The 22,280-nt window shown below is 70.2% G+C and carries 23 protein-coding genes; 15 read left to right on the top strand and 8 right to left on the bottom strand.

Features of this window, described 5'->3' with window-relative positions; genetic code table 11:
• Window positions 1–12: 12 nt before the first annotated feature.
• Complete coding sequence (locus ACZ63J_RS21960; protein WP_465406477.1) at window positions 13–1,890, bottom strand: FAD/NAD(P)-binding protein; 1,878 nt, start codon at window positions 1,888–1,890, stop codon at window positions 13–15.
• A gap of 184 nt (window positions 1,891–2,074) precedes the next feature.
• Between ACZ63J_RS21960 and ACZ63J_RS21955 the strand changes: the two genes are divergently transcribed.
• The 3 genes from ACZ63J_RS21955 to ACZ63J_RS21945 all read left to right on the top strand — a co-directional run bounded on the left by ACZ63J_RS21955 (window position 2,075) and on the right by ACZ63J_RS21945 (window position 5,425).
• On the top strand, window positions 2,075–2,365 hold the full coding sequence (locus ACZ63J_RS21955; RefSeq protein WP_465406479.1) for a hypothetical protein: 291 nt from the start codon (window positions 2,075–2,077) through the stop codon (window positions 2,363–2,365).
• 312 nt (window positions 2,366–2,677) lie between these two features.
• A complete protein-coding gene (locus tag ACZ63J_RS21950) occupies window positions 2,678–3,937 on the top strand; it encodes an MFS transporter (protein ID WP_465406481.1) in 1,260 nt (419 codons plus the stop codon).
• Window positions 3,938–4,255: 318 nt separating this feature from the next.
• Complete coding sequence (locus ACZ63J_RS21945; RefSeq protein ID WP_465313117.1) at window positions 4,256–5,425, top strand: sensor domain-containing diguanylate cyclase; 1,170 nt, start codon at window positions 4,256–4,258, stop codon at window positions 5,423–5,425.
• Here ACZ63J_RS21945 and ACZ63J_RS21940 read toward each other — a convergent pair.
• Window positions 5,422–6,066: a TetR/AcrR family transcriptional regulator gene (locus ACZ63J_RS21940; RefSeq protein WP_465406483.1), complete on the bottom strand. Its 645-nt coding sequence runs from the start codon at window positions 6,064–6,066 to the stop codon at window positions 5,422–5,424. The genes ACZ63J_RS21945 and ACZ63J_RS21940 overlap by 4 nt on opposite strands.
• 88 nt (window positions 6,067–6,154) lie before the next feature.
• Window positions 6,155–6,565, bottom strand: coding sequence for a DUF3151 domain-containing protein (locus ACZ63J_RS21935; RefSeq protein WP_465312890.1), 411 nt, complete (start codon window positions 6,563–6,565; stop codon window positions 6,155–6,157).
• A gap of 235 nt (window positions 6,566–6,800) precedes the next feature.
• Here ACZ63J_RS21935 and ACZ63J_RS21930 point away from each other — a divergent pair, with 235 nt between their 5' ends.
• Together ACZ63J_RS21930 and ACZ63J_RS21925 are read left to right on the top strand one after the other, a co-directional pair.
• The gene (locus ACZ63J_RS21930; protein WP_465406485.1) at window positions 6,801–7,988 is read left to right on the top strand and encodes a hypothetical protein; all 1,188 of its coding nucleotides are present in this window, start codon (window positions 6,801–6,803) and stop codon (window positions 7,986–7,988) included.
• 414 nt (window positions 7,989–8,402) lie between these two features.
• Window positions 8,403–9,068 carry a hypothetical protein gene (locus tag ACZ63J_RS21925; protein ID WP_465406487.1) on the top strand — a complete coding sequence of 222 codons (666 nt, stop codon included), beginning with the start codon at window positions 8,403–8,405 and terminating at the stop codon, window positions 9,066–9,068.
• A 48-nt stretch (window positions 9,069–9,116) separates the two neighbouring features.
• Here ACZ63J_RS21925 and fbaA read toward each other — a convergent pair whose 3' ends face one another.
• Window positions 9,117–10,148, bottom strand: coding sequence for a class II fructose-bisphosphate aldolase (gene fbaA / locus ACZ63J_RS21920; RefSeq protein ID WP_465406489.1), 1,032 nt, complete (start codon window positions 10,146–10,148; stop codon window positions 9,117–9,119).
• 118 nt (window positions 10,149–10,266) lie between these two features.
• Complete coding sequence (locus ACZ63J_RS21915; protein ID WP_465406491.1) at window positions 10,267–11,091, bottom strand: LLM class F420-dependent oxidoreductase; 825 nt, start codon at window positions 11,089–11,091, stop codon at window positions 10,267–10,269.
• A gap of 63 nt (window positions 11,092–11,154) precedes the next feature.
• Here ACZ63J_RS21915 and ACZ63J_RS21910 point away from each other — a divergent pair, with 63 nt between their 5' ends.
• The 6 genes from ACZ63J_RS21910 to ACZ63J_RS21885 all read left to right on the top strand — a co-directional run bounded on the left by ACZ63J_RS21910 (window position 11,155) and on the right by ACZ63J_RS21885 (window position 16,923).
• A complete protein-coding gene (locus ACZ63J_RS21910) occupies window positions 11,155–12,066 on the top strand; it encodes an aldo/keto reductase (protein WP_465406493.1) in 912 nt (303 codons plus the stop codon).
• A gap of 70 nt (window positions 12,067–12,136) precedes the next feature.
• Complete coding sequence (locus ACZ63J_RS21905) at window positions 12,137–13,048, top strand: SDR family oxidoreductase (RefSeq protein WP_465406495.1); 912 nt, start codon at window positions 12,137–12,139, stop codon at window positions 13,046–13,048.
• Between the two features lie 2 nt (window positions 13,049–13,050).
• The gene (locus tag ACZ63J_RS21900; RefSeq protein WP_465333595.1) at window positions 13,051–13,524 is read left to right on the top strand and encodes a pyridoxamine 5'-phosphate oxidase family protein; all 474 of its coding nucleotides are present in this window, start codon (window positions 13,051–13,053) and stop codon (window positions 13,522–13,524) included.
• Between the two features lie 83 nt (window positions 13,525–13,607).
• Window positions 13,608–15,080 carry a flavin-containing monooxygenase gene (locus tag ACZ63J_RS21895; RefSeq protein WP_465406497.1) on the top strand — a complete coding sequence of 491 codons (1,473 nt, stop codon included), beginning with the start codon at window positions 13,608–13,610 and terminating at the stop codon, window positions 15,078–15,080.
• Complete coding sequence (locus tag ACZ63J_RS21890) at window positions 15,077–15,934, top strand: metal-dependent hydrolase (RefSeq protein ID WP_465406499.1); 858 nt, start codon at window positions 15,077–15,079, stop codon at window positions 15,932–15,934. The genes ACZ63J_RS21895 and ACZ63J_RS21890 overlap by 4 nt, the downstream gene beginning before the upstream one ends.
• A complete protein-coding gene (locus tag ACZ63J_RS21885; protein WP_465406501.1) occupies window positions 15,931–16,923 on the top strand; it encodes a PDR/VanB family oxidoreductase in 993 nt (330 codons plus the stop codon). Before ACZ63J_RS21890 ends, ACZ63J_RS21885 begins: the two co-directional genes overlap by 4 nt.
• Here the strand turns inward: ACZ63J_RS21885 and ACZ63J_RS21880 are convergent.
• The gene (locus ACZ63J_RS21880; protein WP_465406503.1) at window positions 16,918–17,202 is read right to left on the bottom strand and encodes a YciI family protein; all 285 of its coding nucleotides are present in this window, start codon (window positions 17,200–17,202) and stop codon (window positions 16,918–16,920) included. The two genes, ACZ63J_RS21885 and ACZ63J_RS21880, sit on opposite strands and share 6 nt — an antisense overlap.
• A gap of 201 nt (window positions 17,203–17,403) precedes the next feature.
• On the opposite strand from ACZ63J_RS21880, the gene ACZ63J_RS21875 reads away from it, so the two are divergent.
• From ACZ63J_RS21875 to ACZ63J_RS21860, 4 genes are all read left to right on the top strand, one after another.
• Entirely contained in the window at window positions 17,404–17,976 is a 573-nt protein-coding gene (locus tag ACZ63J_RS21875) for an RNA polymerase sigma factor (protein WP_308677894.1), read from the top strand.
• 91 nt (window positions 17,977–18,067) lie between these two features.
• Window positions 18,068–19,219 (top strand): N-acetylglucosamine-6-phosphate deacetylase, encoded by a 1,152-nt coding sequence (gene nagA / locus ACZ63J_RS21870; RefSeq protein ID WP_465406606.1) that lies wholly within the window; start codon window positions 18,068–18,070, stop codon window positions 19,217–19,219.
• 23 nt (window positions 19,220–19,242) lie between these two features.
• Window positions 19,243–19,638: a hypothetical protein gene (locus tag ACZ63J_RS21865; protein WP_465406505.1), complete on the top strand. Its 396-nt coding sequence runs from the start codon at window positions 19,243–19,245 to the stop codon at window positions 19,636–19,638.
• Between the two features lie 45 nt (window positions 19,639–19,683).
• A complete protein-coding gene (locus ACZ63J_RS21860) occupies window positions 19,684–20,385 on the top strand; it encodes a DedA family protein (protein ID WP_465406507.1) in 702 nt (233 codons plus the stop codon).
• A 13-nt stretch (window positions 20,386–20,398) separates the two neighbouring features.
• On the opposite strand, the gene ACZ63J_RS21855 is transcribed toward ACZ63J_RS21860, so the two are convergent.
• Entirely contained in the window at window positions 20,399–21,790 is a 1,392-nt protein-coding gene (locus ACZ63J_RS21855; protein ID WP_465406509.1) for an FAD-binding oxidoreductase, read from the bottom strand.
• Window positions 21,791–21,849: 59 nt separating this feature from the next.
• Window positions 21,850–22,275, bottom strand: coding sequence for a PPOX class F420-dependent oxidoreductase (locus ACZ63J_RS21850; RefSeq protein WP_465406511.1), 426 nt, complete (start codon window positions 22,273–22,275; stop codon window positions 21,850–21,852).
• Window positions 22,276–22,280: the final 5 nt, after the last annotated feature.

Raw genomic sequence — 22,280 nt, 5'->3', positions numbered from 1 at the left:
CGGGTTAGAACCCTAATCGCCACTCACGAGGGCCAGGATCTCCCTCGCCACGGCGTCGTTCTGCCGGAACGACAGCGCGTTCGTCCGCGGCCGGGTGAAGGCCGCCGCCGAGCGGGCGCTCGTGTGGGGGCCCACCGCGAACCGGTGCGGGTGGGCCTGGCCGGTCCCGTCGAGCAGGCGGGAGTCCGACACGCGCGTGTGGATCCGGCCCGACGGCAGCAGAACCCCCGTCACCGGGTCCGCCACCGTCTCCTCGGCCAGCTCACCGGCGTCGCGCAGCTGCCGGAGCAGGCCGTCCGCCGCGCGGGTCACGCTCGGGCCCGGCAGGCGGGCCTCGACCAGCGTCCGCGCCGACACCGTGCCCGGGTAGCTCGCCGACGACGCCACGAAGACCCCGTCCTCCGCCGTCACCGCCATCTCGGCGCCGGCGAACGAGACCACACCGGCCTCGTGCAAAGCCAGCAGCTCCTCCAGGCGACGCGGCGGCGGACCGCTGGCGTAGTAGGAAAAGAACCCGTGGAACCAGCCGTCCATGTCGGACACCTGGGACGCCGCGTTCAACCGTCCTTTTTGGACCAACGTGGGCAGCTGGGCGTACACCGACAGCAACGCCATGAACGCGCCCAGGTCGGCGCTGAACTCCCGGTCGGCCCGCCGCGCCAGGTCGGCCTCGACGTACTCGCGCAGCTCCTTGCCGAACTCCTCCGCCGAGCCGAACTCGCGGCCCGCCATCGGCCGGTCCAGCCGGTCGAGGTCCAGGCGGTCCGCTTCGGCAGGCACCGCCCGCTGGACGAGGTCGCGCATGCCCGGCGAGTCCCAGTCCAGGTCCGCGAAGGCGTCGGCGAACACCGCGAAGTCCATCCGCACCCGGTCCGGGTGGCCGGTGAACAGCTCGCTGTAGAAGCCCCAGGCCAGCTCCTTCGCGACCAGTGGCCAGACGTCCGCGCGGAAGTCGAGCGCCGCGCCGGGGAGCTCGTCCATCGTGTACGCGTCGAAGAACCTGGGCAGCCGCAACGGTTTCCCGCGCAGCCGGTAGCCGATCTTCGCGTGGTAGGGCACCCCGCGCCGGGAGCCGACGTGCAGCACCGGCTCGGCTCCGCTCGGGTGGTAGCGGAGGCCGCCGCCGGCCAGCTCCTCGAACCGGCCGCCGCGGCCCTCGGTCAGCAGCAGCATCAGGTCGACGAACGCCAGCCCGAACCCGCGCACCAGCACGGTTTCGCCCGGGGTGATGCCGGAGTAGTCGACGTCGGCGGTGTACCCGGCCGGGTAGTAGGCCAGCCTGTGCCCCGCGGCGAACGCCGCCAGCTCCCGCTCCCGCTCGTCCGGGTCCGCGTCGAGGTGGCCGACGGTGAACACCACGGCGTCCGCGCGCAGCGTCGTGCCGTCGGACAGCTCCACCGCGCCACCGTCGACCCGCACCGCCCGCGCCGCGTGCTCGACGACGTCGACCTCGCCGGGCAGGTCGGCGACGACCTTGCGGTACACCCAGGTCAGGTAGGCGCTCTGCAGCCGCCGGGTCGGGAAGTCGAAGCTGTCCAGCGCGGTCAGCTCGGCGACGACGTCCGGGGGCACCTCGGCGTCGAGCGCGCCGTCACGCACCTGGCGCGCCCACTCCAGCAGCGACGGTCCGGGCAGCACCGGGCCGGCCATCTTCACCGAGTCGTCGGTGAACATCGTGACGTCCTCGGGCATGGAGTTCATCCGCAGCAGCGGCGACTGGTCGTGGCGCCAGACCCGGCCGGGCCCGGGCGGGAACGGGTCGATCAGGTGCACCTCGAGCCGGCGGCCGCCGAGCAGCTCCGCGGCGTTCGCGCCGAGCCGTTCGAGGACGCCGACCCCGCGGGGTCCGGCGCCCACGACGGCGAGGCTGAACGGCGGGAGATCGGCCACAAAACCGAAGCTACGCCCGCGTCTGAGCAGGAGAAGGGCGTCCCACAGGGCGGAATTCCGGGTGCGACCAATCAGCACCGGCACCGGCGCCGAATGCCTCCCGCACACCGGTGAAAGGAGTGGCTTTTGTCCTTCGTCCACCCAGGCGCCCGGGCCTTCGCAGCACGTCCCCGGCCGGGAAGACTTGGCCGGTGAGATCGGCCCGCCGCACCGCGTCCACACCGCGCAGGACGTCGTCGGCACCCTGCTCAGAGGGAACTGGGCGATCTTCGCCCACGAATGGGCCGATCCGGACGGGATCGACCCGAAGCACTGGCGTGACGTCGTCGAGGCCGCTTCGGAGGCGGCCGGGGTCGACGTCGAGTTCGTGGTCATCCCGCGCCGGTCCCTGACCGTCGTGTTCAACCGGGCGGCCCCGCCCACCTTCGAGCAGGTCCGCGCGTCGATCGAAGTGATCGAAAAGCACCGGCGCTAGTCCCGCCACCCCGGTAGCCACCTCACCCCGCGCGAGGTGGCTACTTTTGCCTCTGGTCCTGCGCCAACGGGTACGGAATGATCCATTGGTGACTCCTGGGCGACCGGTCAGACACTGCGGGCTATCGTCTGACCCGTTCGGGAAAGCTCCGTGACACCTTCGATACCGGCGAAAGAACCTAGGAATTCACCAACAGTCACGGGACACTGGCTGAGGTAACTCACGTACCGTGACTGCCTCATGACCGACTGGTCGTCTCGTCACCGGCGGTCATGAGAAGGGCGCGGTCTGCACGAGGTCGGGAGAAAACGCATGGCAGCACCGCCGGACCGGGTCACGTTCCGCGAGGTGTTCGGGATCGCCGAGTTCCGGGCACTGTGGTTCGGGGAACTGCTGTCGATCGCCGGTGACCAGCTGGCCCGGGTCGCGCTGTCCATCCTGGTGTTCACCGGGACCAACTCCGCCACGCTGACCGGCCTGACGTACGCCCTGACCTACGCGCCGTCCCTGCTCGGCGGCATCTTCCTCACCGGCTTCGCCGACCGCTTCCCCCGCCGTTCCGTGATGGTGCTGGTCGACGTCCTGCGCGCCGCGCTGATCCTGCTCGTCGCCCTGCCCGGGATGCCGTTCTGGCTGATGTGCGTGCTGGTCGGCGGCGTCTCGCTGGTGAACCCGCCGTTCAAGGCGTCCCAGCTCGCGCTGCTGCCGCAGGTGCTCGAAGGCGACCGGTTCGTCGTCGGCATGGGCATCCGCAGCATGACCGTGCAGAGCGCCCAGCTGCTCGGGTTCGCCGGCGGCGGCGCGCTGCTGATCGCGCTCGACCCGCACGTCGCGCTGGTCATCGACGCCGCGACGTTCGTCCTCTCCGCCCTGTTCATCCGCCTCGGTGTCCGCGCCCGGCCGGCCGCGGCGAGCGGTGAGCAGCGCAAGTCCTTCTTCGCGACGCTCGGCGGGGGCGGCCGGACGGCGTTCGCGAGCTCGCCGCTGCGCACGCTGGTGCTGTTCACCTGGCTGATGGGGCTCCTGCCGGTCTACGAGGGCATCGCGGCCCCGTACGTGGCGGCCTCGGGCGGTGGCCCGTCGGCGATCGGCCTGCTGCTCGCGGCCGACCCGATCGGCAGTGTCATCGCGACGTTCGTCTACACGCGCTGGGTGCCCGCCCGGCTGCGGCCGAAGCTGATCGCCCCGCTCTCGGCGTTGTGCGCGGTGCCGCTGGTGCTGTGCTTCCTGAACCCCGGGCCGGTCGCGTCGATCGTGCTGTTCATCGTCTCCGGCGGCTTCGGCACGGTCTGCCTGCTGCAGGCGACCGCGTCACTGACGCTGGCCGTGCCCGACGAGCAGCGGGCGCAGGTGATGGGGCTGTCCAACACCGGGCTGACCACGATGATGGGCATCAGCCCGCTGATCGGCGGCGTGCTCGCGGATCAGCTGAGCCCGCACGGCACCGTCGGGATATTCGGCATCGTCGGAGTGGTGCTCACCCTGCCGCTGGCGGCGCTGTGGGCGCGGGCCCTGGCGGGCGAGCCGGAGCGAGGGAACGACAAAGAAGCCGCACGCGCCGAACATGCTTGACATGCCCCGCGCGTGGGCTCGACCTGCGCGACCTTGCGGTGCGCTGTGCGGTCACTGTTCTTTGCCGCGCATCGCTGGCCACCTCTCGTTCCGGTGTCAAAGAAAAAGTACACACCGATTGCCCTTGTGGACAGCTGGCAAACGGTCTGAAACTGTCTGTGAGTACTTTGTCACCGAACATCCGCGCAAGGGGCTGGGGGAAAAATGGTCACATCGGGGGAACAGGGCGGCCAAGACTTGATTTCTCGCGTGCGGGGCTGGGCACTGTGGACACGCCCCCGCGACTGGATCATCGCCACGCTGACCGCCATCACGGTCATGCTCACGTGGACGGCCGTGTCCCTGTTGACCGTGCCGGTCACGCTCGCCCAGGTTGGCACGTTTGCGCTGCTCACAGCCTTGGCGGTGACCCAGACGGAGGTCAGCCGGCGGCTGGAGCGGCAGCGCCGCATCCTCAGCCAGGGGCCCTACATCTCGATGACTTCGGTGTGGCTGCTGCCCGCCGGCCTGCTGCTGCCGGCTCAGCTGGTCGCCGCGCTCGGGTTCGTGCTCTACGTCTATCTCGCGTTCCGTAGTTGGTCCGGCACCCGTCCGGGTGAATTTCACCGCGTCGCCGCCAACGCCACGACGATGATCTTGTCGGCGTTCGCCGGGGGTGTTGTGGGTCACATGACCCTCGGCAGCGGTGTCGCGACCGTGACGCTGGCCGGCCTCGCGTTCTTCACGGTCAACACCGCGCTCACCGGTCTCGGCCTCTACCTCGCCGACCCCGAGAACGCGACTCCCGCGTCGTGCCTGGGCACCATGGACGACAACCTGCTCGAACTGTCCACTTTGTGCGTCGGCGCGCTGCTGGTGATGGTGCTCAACGAGGAGCCGCTGCTGTCGGGGCTGGTCATCCTGCCGCTGTACGTGCTGCAGCGGTCCGTGCTGATCAAGCGGCTCGAGGAGCTCGCCACCACCGACCAGAAGACCCAGCTGCTCAACGCCACCACCTGGCAGGACGGCGCCCAGCGCGAGATCTCGCGCGCCGAGCGTGAGCAGGGCAGCTTCGGCGCGATGATGATCGACCTCGACCACTTCAAGCGGATCAACGACACCTACGGGCACCTCGCCGGGGACGACGTGCTCAAGGCGGTCGCCGCCGTCGTCAAGCAGGAGACCCGGGCGCACGACCTGGTCGGCCGGTTCGGCGGCGAGGAGTTCGTGGCGCTGCTGCCCGCGACCTCCAAAGAGGACGCCATCGTCACCGCGGAGCGGATCCGGCAACGGGTCAGCGAGCTGATCATCAGCACCACGACCAACGAAGGCGCGGCCGTCGACATCAAACGCCAGACGGCGTCGATCGGCGTCGCCGCGTACCCGCTCGACGGGGTGTCCATCGAGGCGGTGATGGCGTCCGCCGACGCGGCCGTCTACGCGGCCAAACACGGCGGCCGGAACCGGGTGGTCGGTTCGGTCGCCCTACCCGAGATGGCCGTCGTCTAGCGCAGCCGCTCGATGACGTCGCCCGCCTTGGCCTGCAGGCGGGCGACGCCCCCGACGGTGAACTCGGTGAGCAGGTCGATGAGGGCCTCCTGGTCCGGCGGCGCGCCGTCCCAAGTGGCCTGGACCAGTGACTCGGTCATCGCGAAGAAGAGCGTGACGAGCGCGCGGTCGGCGCGCCCGGAGTCGATGCCGTGCGCGGCCCACCGCTTGCGGCTGGCTTCGGTGTAAACGACGGCCAGCCGCTCCCTCAGGCGGGTGAGGGCGGGGTCGCCCGCGCGCTCGGCCGCGCGGAGCACCCCGTAGGCCTCCGGGCTGTCCGCGACGAAGGTGACCATGTTGGCGTAGTTGGCCCGCGCCCAGGCCCGCAGGCCGGGCTGCGGGTCGGCCACCGACGGGCCCGCGATGGCCGCGAAGGCCCGCTCCTCGGTTTCGGCCACGACCTCGGCGAACAGCGTCGCGCGGTCGCCGAACTGCTCGTAGACGGCCTGGCGCGAGACGCCGGCCTCCCGCGCGATCTGCTCGATCGTCGCGCCCTGCATCCCGTGCTGCCCGACGACCTTCGCCGTCGCCTGCAGCACGCGCGCCCGTTGCTCCCCGACGGGGAGCTTGCGCGGCCGCCCGCGCGGCGCGGGGCTTGCCATGGTGACCACCTCACGGTTTACGCCTGCCGCGGCTCTCGTGAGTGTTCCGGGCGGTTCTAACCGCCCGGAACACTCACGACGCCGGGTGTCACTTCAGGCCGGTGGCTTCCGCGGCGGCGGGGTCCGAGTCGGCGAGGAAGGTGCGGCAGCGGTCGTACTCCTCGGTCTCGCCGATCTTCCCGGCGGCCTTGCCGAGCACGGCCAGCGCGCGCAGGAACCCCTGGTTCGGCCGGTGCGCCCACGGCACCGGGCCGAAGCCCTTCCAGCCGGCGCGGCGCAGCTGGTCGAGACCCCGGTGGTAGCCGGTGCGGGCGTAGGCGTACGCGGCGACGGTCTCACCCGCGTCGAAGGCCTTCTCGGCCAGCGAGGCCCACGCCTCGCTGTAGTCGGGGTGTTCGGCGGCGACGGCGGCCGGGTCGTTCCCGGCGTCGAGCGCGGCCTGGGCGGCGGTGTGCTCGGGCAGCAGCGTCGGCTCGGGGCCGAGCAGGTTGTGCGTCATGCCGCCCATTCTGCACGGGGGTCAGAAGAACAGACCCGCGAGAACCCCACCGCCGGCCAGCACCAGCGCGCCGATCAGGACGGCGGCCACAAGTCGTTTCGGCATCATGGCGGCACACCCTGCCAAGCGACGCACGCCGAAGGCAAATCGTCCACCCTTAGGGGTGAATCCCCATTTTCGCGTCCTTCACCACGGTCTTGGCCCGCTCGTGACCATGACCGGCCATGATGTCCGCATGGCCAAGGCAGTCGACGTCCCCGTGGACGTGATCCCGCGCAGCCCGATCGGCAAGACGCGGCTGTTCTTCTCGCGGCACTGGCACCGCGGCGCCCCCGGGCAGCCGACGCCGGAGTGGGTGCTGCGGTTCTGCTACGGGATGTGGCTGGCCGCGTTCGCGTTCAAGCTGGTCGGGTCGTCGTGGGACATGTCGTGGCACTTCATGTGGCTGCGTGACGACCTGGCGCCGCCGCACCTGATCAACACCGTCGGCACGGTGATCATCGTCGTGCTGGTGGCGATCCACAGCTACACGGGCCTCGGCGCCGACAAGACGTCACTGCGCCTGATGCAGACCGGCCTGCTGGTGTTCCTCGTGGCGGCGCCGCTGGACGTCATCAACCACCGCGTCAACGGCCTCGACCTGACCGCGTGGAGCCCGTCCCACATGATGCTCTACCTGGGCACGGGCATCATGCAGGCGGGCGTGCTGCTGGGCTGGCTGCGGCTGTCGCCCCCGGGCCGCTTCCGCACCGGCGTGCTGCTCGCGCTGTGGGCGTTCTTCCTGGAGAACACGTTCTTCCCGAACGGCCAGCAGGAGTACGGCATCCTCGGCCTGCGGGCGTGGGAACGCGGCGCGCCGGAGGCCGAGCCGTCCCTGCTGTCGTTCGCGGCCAACCAGATCGGGCACCCGGTCGATCGGGCCGCGATCCTGCACTTCACGATGCCGATCCCGGAGTGGGTGTACCCGCTGTGGGGCATCGGCGTGATGGCCCTGATCCTCGTCCTGGCCCGCAAGACCCTGGGTTTCCGCTGGTCGGCGTCTGCGGTGGCGCTGGCGTACATCGCGTACCGCGGGGTGATGTGGCCGCTGCTGCTCGGGATGGGCTTCCCCGTGTCGACGATCCCGTTCTACCTGCTGGCGGTGGGGGTGGCGGTCGACCTGGCGTTCGCGATCGGCCGCGGTCACGGGCTGCTGACGGCGGGCGCCGGAGCGCTGCTGGTTACGGCGTTCGGCTACGGCGCGCTGTGGCTGCAGTCGCAGTTCCGGCCCTGGGTGCTGGGTGACGCGCACACGGAGTCGGCACCCCCGGTGGCGTACTGGACGGCGGCGGTGGTCCTGGCCGGGCTGTTCGTACTGTGGGCGGCGACCGGCCCGGCGTCGCGCCGCCTGGCGGCGCGACGAGCGACCCTCCCTGCCCAGTAACAAAGGGCCGGACGACGACGACTCCGAGTCACGCGTGATCCAACCGCGCCGACGTCGGAGGATGAGGACATGTGGCCCTTTTCGCGAAAGAACAAGGCGCCGCACACGCAGGGTTCTACGCAGCCCGGGACGCAGGGCTTCTTCCCGTCGACCAGGCAGGCTCCCGCGCCACGCCCGCCGGTGACCGTCACTCCGCCGAACCGAGCGCGGGCAGAACGTCCTCGGCAACCGACCTCCGGCCGAGATCAGCGGTCCGGTGGCCGCCCCCCGAGCCCCGGCGGGGCCCGCCTCGAGCTCGTCCCCCTTTCGAATGACGGCCGGCTCGCCGTCGTCGGCGAGAGTCACTACCAAGACGCACTTCGCCGCGCCGCCGACGGAAGGGCCTTCGGCACGCGGTTCGAAGACCACCTGCCCGTGACAGCCGTCCTCGTGCCGGAGCCTGAGAACCCGTGGGACGGCAACGCCGTCCGGGTCGACGTCCTGCTGGGCAACTGCCCGCTCAAGGTCGGCTACCTGTCCGCCAGCTGGGCCGAGGACTACCAACCTGAGCTGCTGAAACTCCGCACCGAGGGCGCGCTGGGTACCTGCCCGGCGCGCATCACCGGCGGCGGGGAGAAGTCCTACGGCATCTACCTCCACGTGGCCCGGCCCGACGAACTCCGGGTCCGCAAAGTGCCCGAAGACCCGGTCGTCGCGAAGCTGACGGACTCGGACGTGCTGCTCCGGAACGCCTGGTCGTGCACGGTGACCAAGGAAGAAAACCATCAGGACGTCCTTCGCCACTTCGCCCCCGCGGGCGAGCAGGAGTACCGCGAGGTCGTGGCGTCGTTGACGTTCTGCGCGATCGAGAGCGGCAAGTACCAGGGCCGACGGGCCATCGAAGTCCGCCTCGGCGACCAACGCGTCGGCCAGCTCACCTTTGCGATGACCGAACGGTACCGAGCGATGGTCGAGCGGTTCGCGGAACAGAACCTGGTCGTCCGGTGCGAGGCCTACACGACCAAAACGGCCAAAGGCGTCGAGGTGGAGCTTCTGATGCCGCGAGACCCGGGACGCGCGCTCCGGCGAGGCGAAGTCTGAACAGACGAAGGGGCCGCCACGAACTCGTGGCGGCCCCTTCGCGTGCGACTACTTGAGCTTCGTGCCCGCCGAGCCGAGGGCCTGGCAGGCCTCGACCACGCGCTGGGCCATGCCGGCCTCCGCGGCCTTCAGGTACGAGCGCGGGTCGTAGACCTTCTTGTTGCCGACCTCGCCGTCGATCTTCAAGACACCGTCGTAGTTCTTGAAGAAGTGGTCGACGATCGGGCGGGTGAACGCGTACTGCGTGTCGGTGTCGACGTTCATCTTCACCACGCCGTAGGACACCGCCTCGCGGATCTCCTCCGGCAGCGAACCCGAGCCGCCGTGGAAGACCAGCTCGAACGGCTTCGACCCGGCGTCCAGGCCGAGCTTCTTGGCCGCCGCTTCCTGGCCGCCCTTGAGCACGTCCGGGCGCAGCTTCACGTTGCCCGGCTTGTACACGCCGTGGACGTTGCCGAACGTCGCCGCCAGCAAGTAGCGGCCGCGGTCGCCGGAGCCCAGCGCGTCGATCGTCTTGAGGAAGTCGCCTTCGGCGGTGTAGAGCTTCTCGTTGATTTCGGCTTCGACGCCGTCCTCTTCGCCGCCGACGACGCCGATCTCGACCTCGAGGATGATCTTCGCGGCGGCGGTCTTGGCGAGCAGCTCCGTGGCGATCTCGAGGTTTTCGTCGAGGTCGATGGCCGAGCCGTCCCACATGTGGGACTGGAACAGCGGGTTCTGGCCGTTCTTGACCCGCTCGGCCGAGATCTCGATCAGCGGCCGGACGAACCCGTCGAGCTTGTCCTTGGGGCAGTGGTCGGTGTGCAGCGCGACGTTGACGTCGTAGTGCGCGGCGACGACCTGGGCGAACTCGGCGAGGGCGGTCGCGCCGACGACCATGTCCTTGACCTTCTGGCCCGAGGCGAACTCGGCGCCGCCGGTGGAGAACTGGATGATGCCGTCGCTCTCCGCCTCGGCGAACCCGCGGATGGCGGCGTTCACGGTCTCGGACGAGGTCACGTTGATGGCCGGGTAGGCGAACTCGTTCGCCTTGGCCCGGTCGAGCATCTCCGCGTAGACCTCGGGGGTGGCGATGGGCATCGTTACTCCTCCTTGGCACAGGGTGGTCCCGACCGCATCGTACGAGGTGGACCGCCGCCGCACACCGGTCCCCGGGGAGAAACTTCCCCGCACGTCGGATCGGTTCAGAAGGACCGCGTCACCGCAGTTCGGCAGCCAGCGCGCGGTAGGCGGGCCACGGGTCTTCGTTCAGCACCTGGACGACCACCTGGTCCGCGCCGGCGTCCAGGTGAGCGGACAAGCCCCGGGCGATCGTGGCCGCGTCGCCGTGCAACGCCAGTGCGTCGATCAGGCGGTCGCTGCCCTCGCCCTCCAGGTCGGCGTCCGTGAAGCCGAGTTTGCGCAGGTTGGCGACGTAGTTGGACAGTCCGAGGTAGTACTTCACCGTCTGACGGCCGATCGCGCGCGCCTCGGCGGGGTCCGTCGAGAGGACCACCTTGTGCTCCGGCGCCAGCAGCGGACCCTCGCCGAGGATCGAGCGGGCGTCGCGGGTGTGCTCCGGCGTGGTCAGGTACGGGTGCGCGCCCGCCGTACGCGAACCCGACAGCTCCACCACCTTCGGGCCCAGCGCCGCCAGGGCGCGGCCGGACACCGGGACGCCCGCCGCGTCCAGGCCGTCCAGGTACTCGACCAGGGCCGCGTACGGCTTCTTGTACTCCTTCGTCGCTTCGCGGTGGCCCGCGCCGACACCCAGCAGGAAGCGGTCCGGGTACTTGCCGGCGATGCGCTCGTACACCTTCGCGATCGACGCCGGGTCGTCCTGCCAGATGTTCACGATGCCGGTGGCGATGACCAGCGAGTCCGTCGCCGCGAGCAGGTCGTCGACCGGCGAAAGGTCGTCGCCGGTGGGTGAGCCGCCCAGCCAGATCGCGCCGTAGCCGAGCTTCTCCGCCTCCGCCGCGAACTTCGCGTCGACGTTCGCGTGGTACTTCCAGATCCCGAGCTTGCCCAGTTCGATAGCCATGGAACTCTCCAACGCGTGGGACGTCGATTTTCCTCCCGCCGGCGGCGAACTACCGTCGGAAGCATGACCAAGCTGGGAAACACCGACCTCGACGTCTACGGGCTCAACCTCGGCGGCAACGTCTTCGGCTGGACGGCGGACGAGGCGCAGTCCTTCGCCGTGCTCGACGCCTACACCGCGGCCGGCGGCAACTTCGTGGACACCGCCGACCTCTACGGCGGGGGCGGCGGCTCCGAGGAGATTCTCGGCAGCTGGCTCGCCGCGCGCGGCAACCGGGACGACGTCGTCGTCGCGACGAAGGCCGGCGCGTGGGACCGGCGGCCGGGCCTGTCGGCCAAGAACATCCAGGAGGCGGCCGAGGACTCGCTGCGCCGCCTCAAGACCGACCACATCGACCTCTACTACGCACACCGGGACGACCCGGACACCCCGCTCGAGGAGACGCTGGAAGCGTTCGACGCGCTGGTCCGCGCGGGCAAGGTCCGCCACCTCGGGGCGTCCAACTACAGCGCCGAGCGGCTCGCCGACGCACTGTCCATTTCGGACCGGAACGGCTTCGCGCGGTACGCCGTGCTGCAGCCGCACTACAACCTCGTCGAGCGCGACTACGAGCGTGACCTCGCGCCGCTCGTCGAACGCGAAGGCCTGGCGACGCTGCCGTACTTCGCCCTCGCGAAGGGCTTCCTCACCGGCAAGTACCGCACGAAAGGCGCCGAAAGCGACAGCCCGCGCGCCGGCCGGGCGGAGTCCTATTTGGACGGTACCGGCGAGCGCGTGCTGGCCAAGCTCGACGAAGTGGCCGCTGCCCACGGCGTCTCGGTCGCCACTGTGTCACTCGCCTGGCTGCGCGCGCAGCCGACGGTCGCCGCGCCGATCGCCAGCGCCCGCACGCCCGAGCAGCTCACCGACCTGATCGCGTCGGTCACGCTCGACCTGACTCCGGACGAAGTGGCGGAGCTTTCCCGCGAAAGCTAACTTACTACGGGGTAGCTTACTGCGGGTAAGGTGAGGTACGGTGCCCTCAAGCGACGTCTAGGAGGGCACCGTGGCCAACCCGTTTTCGCTGCTCAGCGGCACCAAGAAGGTCGACGGCAAGGTGGTCCTCATCACCGGGGCGGCCCGCGGCATCGGTGCCGGTCTGGCCGAACGGCTCGCCGCGCGCGGCGCGAAGGTCGCCCTCGTCGGACTCGAAGCCGAGGAGCAGAAGAAGGTCGCCGACCGCATCGGCGCGAACGCCAAGTCCTGGGAAGCCGACGTCACCAGCTGGGACGCCCTCGAAGCGGCCACAGCCGGCGTCGTCGAGCACTTCGGCGGCATCGACATCGTCATCGCCAACGCCGGCATCGCGACCGCGGGCTTCGTCCGCTCGGTCGACCGGGCCGCGTTCGAGAAGGTCATCGAGGTCGACCTGCTCGGCGTCTGGCGCACGTTCCGCGTCACGCTCCCGCACGTGATCAACCGCAAGGGTTACCTGCTCGCCATCTCCAGCCTCGCCGCGATCACGCACGCGCCGGGCATGGCGAACTACGCCGCCGCCAAGGCCGGCGTCGAAGCGTTCTCCAACAGCCTCCGCGCCGAGGTCGCGCACCTGGGTGTCAAGGTCGGCGTCGCGCACCCGACGTGGATCCGCACCGACCTGGTCGAAAGCGCCGACGCGCACCCGGTGTTCGGCAAGCTCCGCTCGTCCATGCCCGGCCTGATCGGCAAGACCTACCCGCTGGACGTCGCCCTCGACGACCTCGAAGCGGGCATCCTCAAGCGCGCCCGGACCATCCACGTGCCGCGCTGGGTCGGCGGCCTCAAGCTGCTCCGCGCGTTCCTCCCGCCGATCATCGAAATCGGGTCCCGCAGCCGGGTACCTTCGGCGGACAAGGCCGCGCTGGCCGACATCGAGGCGCGCGGCGCGTTCGAGTCGGCGGTCACCGGCCACGGTGGGCGAGCCGCCACCAAGGGGTGAAGATGTCCCGTCGTGACCAGATCCGGATGACCGAGGACGAGGTGCGCGCGTACCTCGGCGAGCAGAAGGTCATCAACGTCGCGAGCGTCGGCCCGAACGGCCGCCCGCACCTCGCGCCGCTCTGGTACTTCCCACACGAGGACGGCGTCGCGACCTGGACGTACGGCACGTCGCAGAAGGCGAAGAACCTCCGGCGGCTGCCGGAGGCGACCGTGCTCATCGAGGACGGCGACAGCTACGAGAAGCTCCGCGGCGTCTCGCTCGAGGCCGACGTCCAGCTCGTCGAAGACACCGACGAGGTCACCCGGATGGGCATCACGCTCATGCAGCGGTACGCGGGCGCGAAGCCGGGCGACCCCGTACCGTCCGAACTGAGCGCCTTCATCGCAGGTCAGGCCCCCAAGCGGATCGGGCTGGTCTTCCACCCGACGAAGATCGTCAGCTGGGACCACACGAAGCTCGGCGGGACGTACTAGTCGGTAGGTAGTACTTCCAAGTAACTGTTACTTGAGGTAACGTCATCTCCGCAGTTTCCTCGAAGCAGCGGAGGCCGAGACAGATGACCGAGCGGTTCAAGGTCGTGATCGTGGGCACCGGGTTCTCCGGGCTCGGCCAGGCGATCCAGCTCGAAAAGGCCGGCATCCGGGACTACGTGATCCTGGAGAAGGCCGCGGAGGTGGGCGGCACCTGGCGCGACAACTCGTACCCCGGGTGCGCCTGTGACGTGCAGTCGCACATGTACTCGTTCTCGTACGAGCAGAACCCCGCCTGGTCGCGGTCGTTCTCGCCGCAGCCGGAGATCTTCGACTACCTCAAGGGGGTCGCGGACAAGTACCGGCTGCGCGAGAAGATCCGCTTCGGCGTCGAGCTCACCGGCGCGCACTGGGACGAGAAGGAACGCCGCTGGACGGCGACCACCAAGGACGGCCGCGAGTTCTCCGCGCAGTTCCTCGTCTCCGGGGTCGGCGGCCTGCACATCCCGCAGGTCCCCGAGCTGCCCGGGATCAAGAAGTTCAAGGGCCAGACCTGGCACTCCGCGCAGTGGAACCACGAGTACGACCTGCGCGGCAAGAAGGTCGCCGTCGTCGGCACCGGCGCCAGCGCGGTCCAGTTCGTCCCGAAGATCGCCCCGGACGTCGCCGAGCTGACGCTCTTCCAGCGCACCCCGCCGTGGATCATGCCCAAGCCCGACCACGCGATGCCGGACTGGGCGCAGACGCTGTTCAAGCGCGTCCCCGGCACCCAGCGCCTCTACCGCAACGCGCTCTACTGGCTGCTCGAGGTCCGCGCGGTCGGCTTCAACGGCCACCCGGGGATCATGAAGGCCGGCGAGCTGATCGCGAAGCGCAACATCGCCAAGGGCATCAAAGACTCCGCGCTGCGCAAGAAGGTCACGCCGGACTACACCATGGGCTGCAAGCGCGTCCTGATCTCCAACGACTACTACCCGGCGCTGAGCCGGCCGAACGTCGACGTGAACACGGCCGGGATCAAGGAGGTCAAGGCGCACTCGATCGTCGACTCCGCCGGGGTCGAGCACGAGGTCGACGCGATCATCTACGGCACCGGCTTCAAGGTGACCGACGCGCTGGAGTACCTCGACATCACCGGCGCCGACGGCCGCAACCTCGCCAAGGAGTGGGCGGTCGAAGGGATGCGGACGCACAAGGGCATCACCGTCTCCGGCTTCCCGAACCTGTTCTTCCTGCTCGGCCCGAACACCGCGCTGGGCCACAACTCCGTGGTCTTCATGATCGAGTCGCAGTCGAAGTACGTCGTCGACGCCATCAAGCTCGCCGACTCGCGCGGCGCCGCGGCGGTCGACGTCCGGCCCGGTGTGCAGGACAAGTTCCAGCAGGACATCCAGGACAAGCTCGTCAAGGGCGTCTGGACGCAGGGCGGCTGCAAGAGCTGGTACCTCGACGCCAAGGGCGTGAACCGGACGATCTGGCCGGGCTTCACCTGGCGCTACTGGCTGGAGACGCGGAAGGTGGACCCCGCCGACTACGAGCTTTCCGGGCGCGCGTCGTGACGGCCGAGGACGAGCAGCTCGTCCTGCACGCCCGGGACGTCAAGTTCGACTGGGCGAGCCTGCCGATGCACTGGATCCCCGGCGAGCCGCAGGCGACGCACACGATCAACGTCCTGCACCTGGCGCTGCCCGAGGGCGAGCGCTGGTTCGTCGAGGTGTTCAAGCAGGCCGTGCCGCTGATCCGCGACGAGCGGCTCAAGGCGGACGTCCTCGGGTTCATCGGCCAGGAGGCCGTGCACGCCGAGGCCCACGACGGCGCCGCGACGCACCTCGAGGCCGCGGGCGTGCCCGTGCGGCCGTTCATCGCGCAGATGGAGTGGCTGTTCCGGAAGCTGCTCGGCGACCGGGACCTGACCGGCCGGGCCGCCGAGGAGTGGCTCGTCGAACGGCTCGGGATCGTCGCCGCGATCGAGCACTACACCGCGTTCCTCGGCCAGTGGGTGCTCGACGCGCCCCTGGAGCGGGCCGGCGCCGACCCGGTGATGCTCGACCTGCTGCGCTGGCACGGCGCCGAGGAGGTCGAACACCGGTCGGTCGCCTTCGACCTGTTCATGCACCTCGACGGCCGGTACACCCGCCGCGTCCGCAGCATGGCCGCGGTGACACCGGTGCTCGCCTGGGTCTTCGCCCGTGGCACGCGATATCTGATGCGTAACGATCCGACCCGGCCCGGCCGCGCGTCGCTGCGGGGCTACCGCCGGGCGGCGAAACGCGGGTTGCTGCCGACCGGGCGTCAGCTGGCGCGTGAGATCCGGCCGTACTTCCGAAAGCGCTATCACCCGACCGAGACCGGGAGCACCGAGCAGGCGGTGGCCTACCTGGCGAGCTCTCCCGCCGCACGGGCGGCGGAGTGACGCTCGGCCGGCCCACCCGGCTCGACGGCAGCACGCGGACCGACCACCTGTTGTCCACTTTGGTCGGTGTCGTGGGGGTTTACCGCCGGTTGTCCACCTTCAGCGGCCGCCGTCGGCCGCCGGTGCGGGCCGTCGACCGGGACCTGCCGCTGGTGGTCGAGGACATTCGCGCCGAAGCCGAGGACGTCGTCAGCCTGCGCCTCGCGAACGGCGGGCCGCTCCCCGGCTGGCGGCCGGGCGCGCACCTCGACCTCGTGCTGCCGTCCGGGCTCGTGCGGCAGTACTCGCTGTGCGGCGACCCGACCGAAAACTCGTGTTACCGCATCGCCGTGCGCAAGATCGGCGTCGCATCGAGCGAGGTCCACGCGCTGCGCCCCGGGACACGCGTCACCGTGCGCGGCCCGCGGACGGCGTTCCCGTTCGTCGGCGACGGGCCGTTCCTGTTCGTCGCGGGCGGCATCGGGATCACGCCGATCCTGCCGATGGTCCGCCGCGCGAAGGCCCTCGGCGCGGACTGGCGGCTGGTCTACACCGGTCGCAGCCGCGCGTCGATGCCGTTCCTCGACGAGCTGGAGGGCGACGAGCGCGTCCGGATCCGCCCGGACACCGACTACGGCATCCCGGCGTCCGGCGCCGAGCTCCTCGAAGGCGTCCCGGACGGTGCGTCGGTGTACTGCTGCGGCCCGGCGCCGATGATCACCGGGGTCCGCGTCGACCTGGCGCTGACCGCGGCCAAGGCTGTCCACTTCGAGCGGTTCGCACCGCCGCCGATCGTGTCCGGCGAGCCGTTCCGGCTGACTCTTCGCAGGTCAGGGCGAGTCCTGGAGGTGCCGGGCGACCGTTCGGCGCTCGACGTCGTCCTCGAAGCGCGGCCCGGTACGGCGTACTCGTGCCGCCAGGGTTTCTGCGGGACCTGCGCGGTGCCGACGGCCGATGGCGAGCCGATGCGGCTCTGCGTCGACCGCGGCACCGCCGTGCTCGACCTATGACGCGTCGGGCACCCAGGCGCCGATGACCGGCTTGTACTCGCGGATCGACCGCTCCGCGACCACGCCCTCCACGAAGTACGGGTCCTGGTCGATCGTCTCCTTGAGGTGCGCCTCGTCGTCGGCCTGGTAGAGCGTGATGCCGCCGGAGCCGTCGCCCAGCGGCCCGGCGACCGCGACACGCCCGTCCGCGGCCAGGTTCCGCAGGAACTCGCGGTGCCGGGGCCGGACCTCCGGCATCTTCTCCTGGACGTAGGTGATTTCGACGAGGTACCAGGCCATGTGGATCTCCGGGGTCGGGCGGGGGCGGGACGGGACCGACGCTACCCGGGTCACCGTCGTGTCCCAGCATCCGATCTGTGGCGGCGGCAGGCCAACCCGATAGGCTGGGCGTGCGTCAGTACCTGTGTGAGCGCTGTGAATACCGTGAACCTGCTGACGCGGCACACCGTGCAAACCGGGGTCGAGGACAGGCAGGGGTTCATGCTCGAGGGCAATGCGGAACGCAGTGTCGAGGCAACCCTCGGCCACCTGCGGGTCATGGACGGTCCGGCCCCGGCTCAGACGCCGGCGCCGCTGACCCTCGAAGACCTCTACCGCCAGCACCGCATGCGGCTGGTCCGGCTGGCGATCCTGCTGGTCGACGAGCCCGCGACCGCGGAAGACGTCGTCCAGGAGGCCTTCACCGGCCTGCATCGCAACTGGGGACGGCTCCGGGACGCCGCGGCCGCCGTCGGCTACCTGCGCACCGCGGTGGTCAACGGGTCGCGCAGCGTGCTGCGCCGGCGCAAGACCGCGCGGGAGTACGTGCCCCCGCACGCGGTCAACGCCCGGTCGGCGGAGAGCCTCGCGATGCTCTCCAGCGAGCACCAGGCCGTGGTCAGCGCGCTGTCCAAGCTGCCGCCGCGCCAGCGCGAGGTGCTGGTGCTGCGTTACTACGGTGGGCTGAGCGAGGCCGAAATCTCTGAGGCCGCGGGCATCTCCAAGGGTACCGTTAAGTCGACCGCCAGCCGGGCTCTCGAGGCACTCCAGAAGGCCATGCAGGCCCCACAGTGACCCGGGTGGACCATTCCGATCACTGAGTCGTATCACCATGCTTGGTCCAGACCAATATATGCTGGGGTGCGTGAGAGGCGCCGGAGATTTTGTGATCATGGGCGGCCGGGTCGCCGCCCCGGACCGTGTACTCGACGACGGCTGGGTAGCCGTCTCCGACGGGCGGATCGCCGGCGTGGGTTCGGGGACCCCGCCGTCCGGCGAACACGTGGACGTCGGCGGGGCACTGGTCGTGCCAGGATTCGTCGACACCCACTGCCACGGCGGGGGAGGTGCTTCGTTCACCTCCCTCGATCCCGAGGAGCTCTTGACGGCGGTGCGGGCGCACCGCCGTCACGGCACCACGACCATGCTCGCCAGCCTGGTCTCCGATCCGGTGGACATCCTGCGTGAGCAGGTCGCCGCGCTGCGTGAGCTCGTCCAGGACGGCGAGGTCGCGGGCATCCACCTGGAGGGGCCGTTCATCTCGAAGGCCCGGTGCGGGGCGCACGATCCGGAAACCCTGCTCGAACCGGACACCGGGACGGTCGAGAAGCTCCTGCGCGCCGGCCAGGGCGCGATCCGGATGGTCACCATCGCCCCGGAGCTGCACGGCGGGATCAAGGCCGTCCGGCAGCTGGCCGAATCGGGCGTCATCGCCGCGATCGGGCACACCGACGGCGTCGAGGAGCAGCTGCTGCCGGCGATCGACGCGGGCGCGACGGTCGCGACCCACCTGTTCAACGGCATGCGGCCGCTGCACCACCGCGAGCCGGGGCCGGTCGGGGCCCTGCTCGACGACGAGCGCATCACGATCGAGCTCATCTGCGACCTGGTGCACCTGCACCCGACGGTCGTGCGGCTGGCCGCGAAGCACGCCGGCCGCAACCGGACGGTGCTGATCACCGACGCGATGTCGGCCACCGACGCCGCCGACGGCCGCTACACGCTGGGCCGCCTCGAGGTCGACGTGCACGACGGCGTCGCCACCCTCGCCGACAACGGTTCGCTGGCCGGCAGCACCCTGACGATGGACACCGCCTTCCGCAACCTCGTCCGGGGTGCCAAACTCGGGATCCTCGACGCGGTGCACGCGACGTCGCAACGGCCCGCCGAGCTGCTCGGCATCGCCGACCGCACCGGGATGCTGTGCCCCGGGTACGCGGCCGACATCGTCGTCCTCGACCAGGACCTGCGGCCGGCGAAGGTGCTGCGCCGGGGTGAATGGGTCGCCGAGGTGGGTACGGCTACCTTGAGCACGTAGCTTCCTACGACGGACGGGCGGAGATGAGCGAGCCGAAGGACCCCGAGCAACTGCTGGCGGACGCCCTTCGCGCGCAAGCCGTCTTCGCCCCGCAGGCGTCGCCGCCGCCTTCGGAGGCGTCGTCTTCGTCTTCGCCGCCGTCGCCGCCGCCGGAGCCGGGCACCGACGCGGTCCCGACGAGCGCGATCAACGAGCTGCCCTCGGCGTACGGGCTGCTCTCGGGCGCCGGCGCGGACTCCCTGGAGCGCGAGCGGGCGGCCCTCGACGCGGCCGCCGACGCCCCGACCGCCTACGCACCGCGCCCGGAACCGCTCCCGGTCCGGCAGGCGGCGCAGCTGCCGGTGTACTGGATCCTGATGCTCGCGGTGCTGCTGGGCCTCGCGGCGGGGTCCGTCGTGGGGCTGCTCACGCTGGTCTGACCGGGTCTCAGTAACGACTCAGGGTGACCCTGTACCGTTTTTGAGGTGATTCTCGCCCAGAGCACGGTCAACACGATGTCCCTGCTGCCGTCATGGCTGGACCCGCAGCACCTGCTGAGCGGCCTGACCACACCGGTCATCGCGGTGCTCTGCCTGATCATCTTCATCGAGAGCAGCATCTTCCCGGTGCTGCCCGGCGACTCCCTCCTGTTCACGGCGGGCCTCTTCATCGCGAACGGCACGCTCGACGCGCCGTTGTGGCTGGTCTGTGTGCTGGTGACGGTCGCGGCCCTGCTCGGCAACGTCGTCGGGTACTACATCGGCTACTTCGTCGGGCCCAAGCTGTTCAACCGGCCGGATTCGAAGTTCTTCAAGCGCGAGTACGTCGACAAGACCCACGAGTTCCTGGAGAAGCACGGCCCGAAGGCGGTCGTCCTGGCCCGGTTCGTCCCGTTCGTCCGGACGTTCATCACGTGGATCGCGGGCATCGGCCGCATGGACCCGAAGCGCTACTTCACGTACACGATCATCGGCGGCATCCTCTGGGCCGCGGGCATCACGGTGCTGGGGTCCCTGCTCGGCAACATCGGCTTCATCCGCGACAACGTCGACGCGATCTTCGTGCTCATCGTCCTGGTGTCGGTGGTGCCGATCGCACTGGAGTTCCTGAAGTCCCGCCGCGAGAAGAAGGCGCTGGCCGAGGCGGACCCCGAGGTCACCCAGCGCATCCCCCGCATCAAGGACTGAGCACCCGGCCGCCTCAGGTCATCGAGAACATCGACCCCGGGTTGAAGAGGTTCTCCGGGTCCAGCGCCTGCTTGATCTGCCGGTGCACGCGCATCCCGATCGGCCCGATCTCCCGCTCCAGCCACTCGCGCTTGATCTTGCCGACCCCGTGCTCACCGGTCACCGTGCCGCCGAGGGACAGACCGACCTCGAGGATCTCGTCGAACGCGCGCTGGGCCCGGGCGAACTCGTCCGGGTCGTCGGGCTGGTAGACGATCGTCGGGTGCATGTTGCCGTCGCCGGCGTGGCCGACCACCGCGATGCGCAGACCGACCTCGGAGCTCACCTTTTCGCAGCCGCGGATGAGCTCGGCGATGCGGGTGCGCGGGACGCAGACGTCGTCGGTCAGCCAGAGGCCGTACGTCTCCAGGGCCGTCAGCACCACCCGGCGGGCCTGCAGCAGCATCCGGCCCTCTTCGAGGTCCTCGGTCGTGTACGCGAGGTCCGCGCCGCAGTCGACGCAGATCTGCTCCAGCGCCGCCAGCTCGCGGCGGGCGACCTCGCCGCCGGCGTCGGACTGGCCGAGCAGCAGCGCCTGGCAGTCCGAGCCCGCTCCGAGGTCCGTCTTCAGGTACGTCTCGGACGCCTTGATCGACGACGCGTCCATGATCTCCAGCAACGACGGCACGAGCCCTTCGCGCACCACCCGGGCGACGGCCTCACCAGCGGCTTCCGTGGTCGTGAAGCCCGCGACGAACGTCGCCGGGGCCTGGGGCAGGGGCTTGAGCTGCACCGTCGCCTGGGTGATGACGCCGAGCGTGCCCTCGCTGCCGACGAACAGGCGGGCCAGGTCGTACCCGGCGACGCCCTTGACCGTGCGCCGTCCCGTCTTGAGGAGTGAGCCGTCGGCCAGGACGACTTCGAGACCGAGGACCGAGTCCGTGGTCACGCCGTACTTCACGCAGCAGAGCCCGCCGGCGTTGGTGGAGAGGTTGCCGCCGATCGTGCACCAGTCGTAGCTGGACGGGTCCGGCGGATAGAACAGCCCGTCCTTCTCGACGGCGTTGCGGAAGTCGAGGTTGACGACGCCGGGCTGCACGACGGCCAGCCGGTTCCCGGCGTCGATCTCGACGATCTGGTCGAGCTTGACGAGCGAGAGCACCACACAGCCGTCGATGGCGTTCGCGGCGCCGGACAGGCCGCTGCCCGCGCCGCGCGGCACGATCGGCACCCGCGCTTCGGCGCACGCCCTGACGACGGCCTGCACCTCCTCGGTGCTCGACGGCAGCACCACGGCGAGCGGCTCGCCGGACGGCGCGAGCGGCATCATGTCGCGCGAGTAGGAGGCGGTGACGTCGGCGTCGGTGAGCACGGCGCTCTTGCCGACGAGGTCGCGGAGCCGGGTGACCAGTGCATCGTTGCCCATGCCCTCATGGTAAGCCCGGATAGTCCGCACTGCGGAAATTTTGTTTCGATTCCGCCGGTTCAGCGGATCAGGCCGTGCATCTTGTCGATGTGCACCGTCAGCAGCACCCGCTGGTCGGTCACCATCGCGTCGCGGTATTCGTCCCAGTCCGGGTGCTCCCCCGAGGCCCGGCGGTAGTAGTCGACGAGGCCCTCCACCGTCTCGTCGTCCCGGGCCGCGGCCGGCGGCGTGAGCGTGGCCCGCCCTTCGGCGACGACGTAGCTCCAGCCGTCCTCGCTGCCGACGTGGTAGCTGACCCGCGGGTCGCGGCGCATGTTCTTCGTCTTCGCCCGGGTCTCGGTGATCGACGCGGTGATCGTGTCCGTCTCCGCGTTGTAGAGGTGCGTGATCGTGGACAGCTGGGGCCGCCCGTCCCGGCGGATCGTGGCCAGGACGCCGTGGCGGTGACTGGCGAGGAAGTCCCTCAGCGCTGTGTCGTCGGTCATACCCC

Source organism: Amycolatopsis sp. NPDC104863, assembly GCF_055582965.1.
The sequence above is the reverse complement of the archived record's forward strand: the minus strand, read 5'-3'. Positions and strand labels throughout refer to the sequence as shown.